This is a genomic window from Nocardia sp. CC201C (assembly GCF_030010695.1).
GTDB classification, from domain to species: Bacteria; Actinomycetota; Actinomycetes; order Mycobacteriales; family Mycobacteriaceae; genus Nocardia; species Nocardia otitidiscaviarum.
This window is the reverse complement of record NZ_JASCXP010000025.1, coordinates 23,995-31,334: the sequence shown is the minus strand read 5'-3', so window position 1 is coordinate 31,334 and position 7,340 is coordinate 23,995. Positions and strand designations below refer to the sequence as shown.

Below are 7,340 nucleotides of genomic sequence, written 5' to 3'. Positions count from 1 at the left end.
GGGGGGCTGCGGCCCCCACGAAACAAAAGATCGATGGTGTTGTTCCGGCACTGCATGAAGCGGTGCCGAGTTACGGCTGCTAGGGCTCGTCGCTCTTGCCGTCGGGTGATGGCTCGTCGCCGTCGAGGCGGCTCATCAGTTCATCCGGAACCGACAGGTCGATGGTGGTCAGAGGCGCGATCAGACCGAGGACGTTGCCCTCGGGCGTGAGCAGTTCGGTGCTCCAGCTACAGCCCTGGTGGTACGACCGAGCCAGCATGATCAGCTGATGGGCACCGACGACTGCGCTGTTGGCCTGATTGTGCACCGCCGAGCGGATGGTCTTGGCCTGGCTGCGGATTGCTTCCAGGTCGGCATGCTTCTTGTCGACGCGCCGCAGCAGGTTTCGCCGCTGCGTTTCGATCGGGGCGAGCTGGCCGCTCAGATGGTCCAGTTCGTCGGTGGTAACCGAGCCGTCCCGGTAGTGGACGGCGAAGACCACCACGTTCACCATCAAGACGATGCAGGCGAAGAACAGGCCCAGCACCGCGGCCGCCAGCCACCCGTTGCCTGCCGTGACCGACTCACTGACGATCCGGTAGGCCATGGTGACCGCCGCCCCGCAGGCGACCAAGGCCGAGAGAACCAGGTACAGCAGCGGCAGGGTTTTCGCCTGCTGCTTCGGCAACCGGATTTCTCCCGCATCGCCCTTGTAGCCCTTCAGGTCATGCCCGAAGTAGCACAGCCCGAACGCCATCGCGATTGTGCCCAGCAGCGCGAACACGCTGCTTGCCAGCAGTGAGACAATGCTCTGCGGCGCAAACAGATTCGTCCAGTCCACGTTGAACACCGAACCGACGAACCAGAACAGCACCGGCAGATCGAGCAGCGTGGCCCAGGGAGCCAGTCGCTTTAAGCGCAGCGGAACTCGGCGTGGCTTCAGACTGCCGGCTTCCGTCTCCATGGCCACCAGGTCGGTCAGGCTGGCCATGCGTTTGGCGGCCTCCCGCGCCATGATCAGCTCGCCCCGAACGCCGACGATCGGATACTCATCGAGCCGCATGAGATCGGCACGCAGCACCGCGATAGCCGCCTTCGCAGTGTCGGCCTGCGCCACCAGCCGGGATAACCGACGGGCCGCCTGGTCGACTTTGGCGCTGGCGGCGGCAATACCGCGACTGAGCACCGACCCTTCCAGGTAACTGAACCGATCAGGCGAACGGGACTTGCCGATGCGCCACTGTTCCCGGACCAAGCTCAGGGCAACAAAGACCCAGCGTCGTGGAATGGGCGAACCCAGCAGCAGGGACAGCAGCACGTGTCCGAACGGGATGCGGTGCTTGCGATACACCGGCATGTTGGGCGGGAGCCGGGTCGGACCCCGTCGTCGTGGTGCCATAGGTGACCTCCATTTCAGAGAGTGAAAGATGTTGAACCGGAACAGAACTCCGGCCTAGTTCAGGCGGCGGAAGCTCAACTCGACCCGCCGGTTGAGCGCGGCCTGACGCTCGTCGAAGCGGCCCTGCACAAAGCTCGCCACAAGCGGATCAGCCGTCCCACGGCCGACCACAGTGCCAAGGTGGCTGAGTGGCAAGCCGAGCTGCTGCATGCGCGCTGCCACTGCTGCCGCCCGCCGGCCGCTCAGGTTGCTGCTGTCGCGGCCATCGCCGATGTCGGCAATGAAGCCAGCCACGTCAATGACGAGCGAACATCGCTGGGCCGCTTCGACAATGGGCAACAGCACCGCGTCAGCCGCATCAGGCAGCAGCAACTGGTCACTATCCGCGGCGAACCGGAGCTGCTCCTCCTGGCTGAGTCGGACCCATACCGGACAGCCGTTCTCCGTATGGCTGGCCGGGATCTCGATCACCGGTACAGGCAGCGGCGCAACCGGCGGTGCCATATCGTCGCGGCTCACGGCCGTGCAACTGGCGGCCCCGGCCTGCTTGCACAGCGCCAGCCAGACCTGTGTCACCTGCTCGCGCATAAAGGGCGGCAGGGCGGCCTGCATGCCCGCGCTCTGCCCCAAGCCCACGAACGTCACATGACGGCCCGAAAGCTTCGGTAGGCGACCCTGCTGGCGCACCGAGGCGGCGATGCTGTCCGGTTCGCTGTCGAACCCCAACTGCCGCCAATCTGTTGGATTTTCCGTCGACAGCCCCGAACTGATCACGACCAGATCACCGGGCGGCAGCAGGCTCGCCCGATCGACCAGGCCGAGCACATCCAGGCCAGGCCGGTCTGCCGTGATGGCCTGCAACCGGGCACTAAGGTCCATCACTGCCTGCGCGATCTTCTTCTGCCTGGCCCCGGGCGAATGCTCAATCTCGCCATTGCTGCGGGTTGGCGTCAGATCCACCGTGATCGGCGGCGCTGTCACGGACCACACGATCCGAACCAGCGCGCCACCAGGGGCATCCGAAGCGGCGGCCATAGCCGTCAGCCGCTCCTCAACCGCCGCTGTCAGGTCAACGGCTGGCTCGGCCGCCGTGGCCGTCACAACGATGGTGATCGACTGCGGCTCAGCCTGTTTAGTACTGCACCCGCTGATGACACCGAGCAGCGCCAGCGCCAGAGTGAGGAATACAAGAGGGTGCCACGACCGCGGCACCCGAGGAATAGACATATAGCCTCCTTGGAGAGAGAAGGAAGTAGGGATAGCGAGAAGGGTTGGTGGTGGCACCGGGCTCGTGCCCGATGCCACCCACCCGAGAAGGCGGACTCAGCCGATGAGTTCGTCTTCGTGCGGCCAGTAGATGAACCAGCCAATGTGCGCCTTGGCCAGAAGATCGCTCAGGTGTTTGGTATGGGTCACGGCGAAGGGAGCCTGTTCCTCACACTCGGCCAGGACCGTATCCAGATCCCGGCGAAGGTCCTTCAGGCGAGAGTGAGCGAAGGCGAAGATCTCGCTGGCGACTTTGAGGTCGTCGGTGTCGGGGATGAGGGGATAGAGTTCTTCGGCCATGGTGAGGCCGGTGGATTCGGGGGTCATTTTGGCGGGCACTGAGAGGTGCCTCCTTGCATAGATCAGGGATTGGTTCCCGAATGGGATATATCGAACGACGACTTTGTGTTCTGTGAGGCTTCTACTGTGGAGTTATCAGGGAGCACGTGCGCTTCACCAGAGGCGGAGGCGGTGACTAGAACCGGAAGCCGGAAGCTGATAGATCCACGATTTCAGGGCGGCTGCCATGTGCGATACGACTTCCCCGCCACGTTTCCCGCCAGTTGCATGTGGCGGGTAGCGGCGCAAAACAGCTCCCCGCCACATGCGGAGCGAGGATGGATTTGAGTACGACTATTGCAATTTACGGAAGATTGTTATTCAATTCTTTTAGGATTAAATATGTCAGAGCAGTTACCGCCAACACAGCCACAGCCTGAACGTGAACGACCAGAGCGAGCGCCGCCCGACGTTGATTTAAGATCGCTAATGTCAGAGCAGATTATGTTTTTCCATGTCCTTACCGATCTCGCAGTTGGCCTCTCGGGCCAAGGCAATCCGTTGAGAGGAGTTCTTGGTGGTCTCCATCCAGAAGCGATGTCTCACGCTATGCAGGGAGGACTGACGAATCTTGTTCGCCAGGACCCCGAAAAAGCGCGGTCGGTTCTATACTTAATGGCAAGCGACGAATCATCGCCACTCAGCGAATTGAAACAAGAGCTGAGTACCTATCAGCTAGCGGATCTCTTAAAGATCGAACATGAAGCCAATGACAATGAGCACATCCTTGTCACTGCGGGCCACCTCGTACGAATTATGCGCAACCAGGAAAGGCTTGGTTTCAAAGCGCAATATACAGCACACGCTTACGAAGCAGTGGGGGACGTTGCAAATAGCGATTGGGCGCGATCAGACATCCGCGAGTGGTTCATACAAGAGCGACTGGCGCTTCGCCCGTACGATGCCTAGTGCATCAGCTCTCGTCAATCTGCTGCCCCAGGTTGCCGCCCCTTGTATGATGCTTTTGTGCGCATCGACTCGGCTGACGACCCTGTCGCCACATTGGCGCAGGAGATTGAAAAACTCCCTGAAGATCCAAAAGAGATCTTGAAGCGGTTTCGTGATCGCCTGTTTGACACTGGCTCGCCAGACGAGCCTAAGAATCTTTGCTATTTCGCCGAAGTGGTCTCGTACTTGAGTCCCAATTTCTGGATGCAAGGGAAATACTACGATGCAACAATTGACACACTCAGGCAAGCAATTGGTAACCGCCCGAATGAGGCTGTAATCGGCGGTTCGGAAAGTTCTCTGGGAGAAGAAACACATGTCACCTGGCAACAGCTAATGTGGGTACGGCTGAATCTCGACCAGATAGACCTTGGCGGCGTTGGGCGCAGAGATTCTTATCTCAAGAACGAAGCTAGACAGCTATGCAAGAGGTTGGATGGCTCTTCTCCCACGACGCGTTCACTTGAGCGGTACACAGAGAAGGCTCGTAGGTGCTTAGCAGAAAGTCTTTTAAAGATTCTATCCGAGGAGAAACTGAAGCAGGTTAGGCAGGAGTTTGACAATAGGGCATCTCACTTCTCTGCTCCAGTGGAGGTCTCCCGGCAGAGTCCACCATTCATCCACCGAACGATGGAGCAGGATAAGGTACGTCACTGGATTAACAGCAGGACGCAAGTTCTCCTAATTGCAGGAGACAGCGGAAACGGTAAATCCAGCATTGCTATCGAAACTCTTAAGGAGATACTTGAGACCGACTTTTTAAAAATAATCCGAATCGATGCCTCAACAGAGTACAGTCTATCTAACTCTGTGGGTGTTTACATCACACAGTGTGACGGATTTGATATCTCGCGATCACTCAGCGAGTTCTCGATATTTCTACGAAGTTTGCCGCTACTCTCGATTCTGCTGATAGATAATGCGCCAGACTGGGAATCGATTGAACCTATGGTGATGTCCAGTCATAGAACAATTATCACGTCGGAAGAAAGGATAGTCCCGACTGACGTCCGTCATGCCGTTATGCGGGTCGATGCTCCGGATGTGAAAGTTGCAGCTCGTATTGTGCAGTGGTTTCGGCCGGATGAAAGTAACCAGGCTGCCGAGCGCTTCGCATTGGCTGTGGGTTTGAAACCTCGAATCATCGTCGACTGTCTCAGTATGTTCACTCAGGATGACATGGCGCTTGACCAGATGAGGGAGTGTATTACTGGTCAAGATGCACAGTTAGTAACCACAGCAGGTGCAGATACCCGGTCGGTTAATGTGCTGTATGCCAAGTACTTCAAGAGGATTGAGGCGACGCAACCGGTCGTCGCTATCTGTTTGGCTATAGTAGCGCACCTTAATCAGTCGGTATTGCCAAAGTCTATCGCTGCGGGGATCCTATCTCAGGCGGCGCTCTCTAGGCGCCTGACTGTCTCCACAGCCGGTGCCACCGTAGCGCTCCGAACTCTTGAGTCGAGATTCTTGGTCGAACTGAATGAACGGGAAATATCGATGCACGGTATTTCTATGCAATTATTTCGCGAGGTCTCAGATCACTATGGGAAGATGATTCGTAAAGCTACTCTGGAGGCATACGTTAAGGAGCGGAAGACTATTGAGCCAGTGTCGATGGATACAACAAGGCGGGAATGGGTTCCGTCGGTCCTGCGCGTTGTGCTCCATTCTCCGCGCTCGGAACTTGACGTTCTGCCGAAGGGGCTCTTGGGAGCGTTGTCGCTAGATCTTCATCACGGGTTGGTACAGATCGGTAGATACGAAGGCTTTCGTGATTATGTCAGCCATCTGCTGGATGAATTTGGCGATCTGGATATCGAAGAACTTGTTGGGGAGTCCGAGTACCTTGCATGGTTCGCATCTATTTTCGATAATGGCTTCATCTCTCGAAAAGCTGCTCTTAGGGTATTCAAGACTATCTATAATGATGGCCAATTTGTTGGTACATGTCGTAGAATCGAATTCGAGTTCATTAAAGCATCTGTTCAGTATAAATTCAAGGACTTTCTGGCTTGGATAGGAGGTGCGGGGCTTCGCTTGTCGATCGGAGAGGGAGTTCATGTCGACGACAAATGCCATGCACACGTTCTGCATATGAAAGCGCTTGCTCTAGCGCATGTCGGCCGGATTGCAGAAGCCGAGGAATGTCTGCGGAAAGTTATTCTCGAACATTCAGATATGCTTGATCTTGCGGGGGAGATAGTGGTGAGTAGTTATGCCACGGCATGGTCAAGCCTGTGCCGAGACAGCTATCGTATGGCGCAGTGGTATGATTATATTTCTCGGTGTTACCTGGAATGTCGAGATGATTATGACGATATTGAAGAACTGGCGTTCGTAGCGATCTCTGAAGGTTGGTACTTCCGCTATTCAGATGATGACAGAGCTCGCCTCGATGTCGCTCGCGGCAAGTTCGCAGCCGCTGCCGACCTTCTTCTTAGAACCGGTGCTAGACGCTATTCTCTCGCCGTATATCTCGAATCCTATGCCATCCAGTTATACCTTATAGCGACAGGTGAGGTGAATCATGGTCCTAGTGAAATGGGGGTAGCTGCGGAATTTGATACCCATGTGATTGACGCTATCTCCTCACTGGCGGAGCAAATCGACGAACCGCACTCGATAAACCGGCTTCGGCTTTTGGAGGCCCTGTCCGAGTGGGTGGCGTCCGGCTCGAATTCGCAATTGCTTTCACGGCTAGAAAGAATTATGATCGATGCTGATGAGAGGTTTGAGGACTGTCGAACCGCTACTCAAGCGGCAGCTTCGATTATGTACGTCAGGCATGCTATGGGCCTCGATGACGAGGATATTCACGAATATCTGCGATGCGCCTTTAGGTGCAAGTATATGTTAAGTGATCCCATTCCGTTTAACGCCTGGTTGAAGGATATTCGCGATAGTCCAGCTAAGCTACTGCTTCTGTAATGCTGCTATACTCGTTATCTCGACTCAATCTTAGATGGCCTCGTTTCGGCATCAATGCACTGCTTGGTCTCGTTTTCCCATTGGGCGGGTTAGTCCGGACATTTCATCGAGAGTCTCACTGCGCCAACACATCCTCAGCCCAAACTCACCGTGCACCGCTACGCCAATAACGACCCACCCCTCACTCCCACAACCCTCCGCAAGGAAGAACCGGCAGCTCCTCGTTCACCTCATCATCCACCGCCACAACCATGCCCAGCTCGACGTAGCCACGCAGCTCCTCGGCAACGTGCTCGGCCTGTTCAGCCGACGCCTGGTAGTCCAGCCGCAATGCTCCAGACTCAATATGGATATGGCGAAGCGGTCCCATTCCGGTTTCCTCCCTTGCCCATTGGCCCGTTCCGGGCCGGGGTGACCTCCCAAGAAGCATTAAATAGTGCCTGGTCAGGCGGTATACCAACTTGTCTCGGCTCGCTAT

Annotated in this window: 6 protein-coding genes; 2 read left to right on the top strand and 4 right to left on the bottom strand. The window is 56.7% G+C overall.

All coding sequences use genetic code 11. The annotated features are described in order from the left end of the window. Nucleotides 1-79: 79 nt before the first annotated feature. The 3 genes from QK444_RS04965 to QK444_RS04955 form a co-directional block, all read right to left on the bottom strand. Nucleotides 80-1,297: a hypothetical protein gene (locus tag QK444_RS04965; protein ID WP_282777495.1), complete on the bottom strand. Its 1,218-nt coding sequence runs from the start codon at nt 1,295-1,297 to the stop codon at nt 80-82. Between the two features lie 135 nt (nt 1,298-1,432). Beyond that, complete coding sequence (locus QK444_RS04960) at nt 1,433-2,605, bottom strand: OmpA family protein (protein WP_282777493.1); 1,173 nt, start codon at nt 2,603-2,605, stop codon at nt 1,433-1,435. 96 nt (nt 2,606-2,701) lie between these two features. After that, entirely contained in the window at nt 2,702-2,983 is a 282-nt protein-coding gene (locus tag QK444_RS04955) for a hypothetical protein (protein WP_282777491.1), read from the bottom strand. Nucleotides 2,984-3,325: 342 nt separating this feature from the next. Here QK444_RS04955 and QK444_RS04950 point away from each other — a divergent pair, with 342 nt between their 5' ends. After that, a complete protein-coding gene (locus tag QK444_RS04950) occupies nt 3,326-3,892 on the top strand; it encodes a hypothetical protein (RefSeq protein WP_282777489.1) in 567 nt (188 codons plus the stop codon). A 57-nt stretch (nt 3,893-3,949) separates the two neighbouring features. After that, nucleotides 3,950-6,862 carry a hypothetical protein gene (locus QK444_RS04945; RefSeq protein ID WP_282777487.1) on the top strand — a complete coding sequence of 971 codons (2,913 nt, stop codon included), beginning with the start codon at nt 3,950-3,952 and terminating at the stop codon, nt 6,860-6,862. Between the two features lie 181 nt (nt 6,863-7,043). Here QK444_RS04945 and QK444_RS04940 read toward each other — a convergent pair whose 3' ends face one another. Further along, nucleotides 7,044-7,232, bottom strand: coding sequence for a hypothetical protein (locus tag QK444_RS04940; RefSeq protein ID WP_282777485.1), 189 nt, complete (start codon nt 7,230-7,232; stop codon nt 7,044-7,046). Between the last annotated feature and the right edge of the window lie 108 nt (nt 7,233-7,340).

What these genes read in the sequence shown, in the direction of transcription:
- QK444_RS04940 (WP_282777485.1), bottom strand. Translation starts at nt 7,232, where the DNA reads ATGGGACCGCTTCGCCATATCCATATTGAGTCTGGAGCATTGCGGCTG.
- QK444_RS04950 (WP_282777489.1), top strand. Translation starts at nt 3,326, where the DNA reads ATGTCAGAGCAGTTACCGCCAACACAGCCACAGCCTGAACGTGAACGA.
- QK444_RS04960 (WP_282777493.1), bottom strand. Translation starts at nt 2,605, where the DNA reads ATGTCTATTCCTCGGGTGCCGCGGTCGTGGCACCCTCTTGTATTCCTC.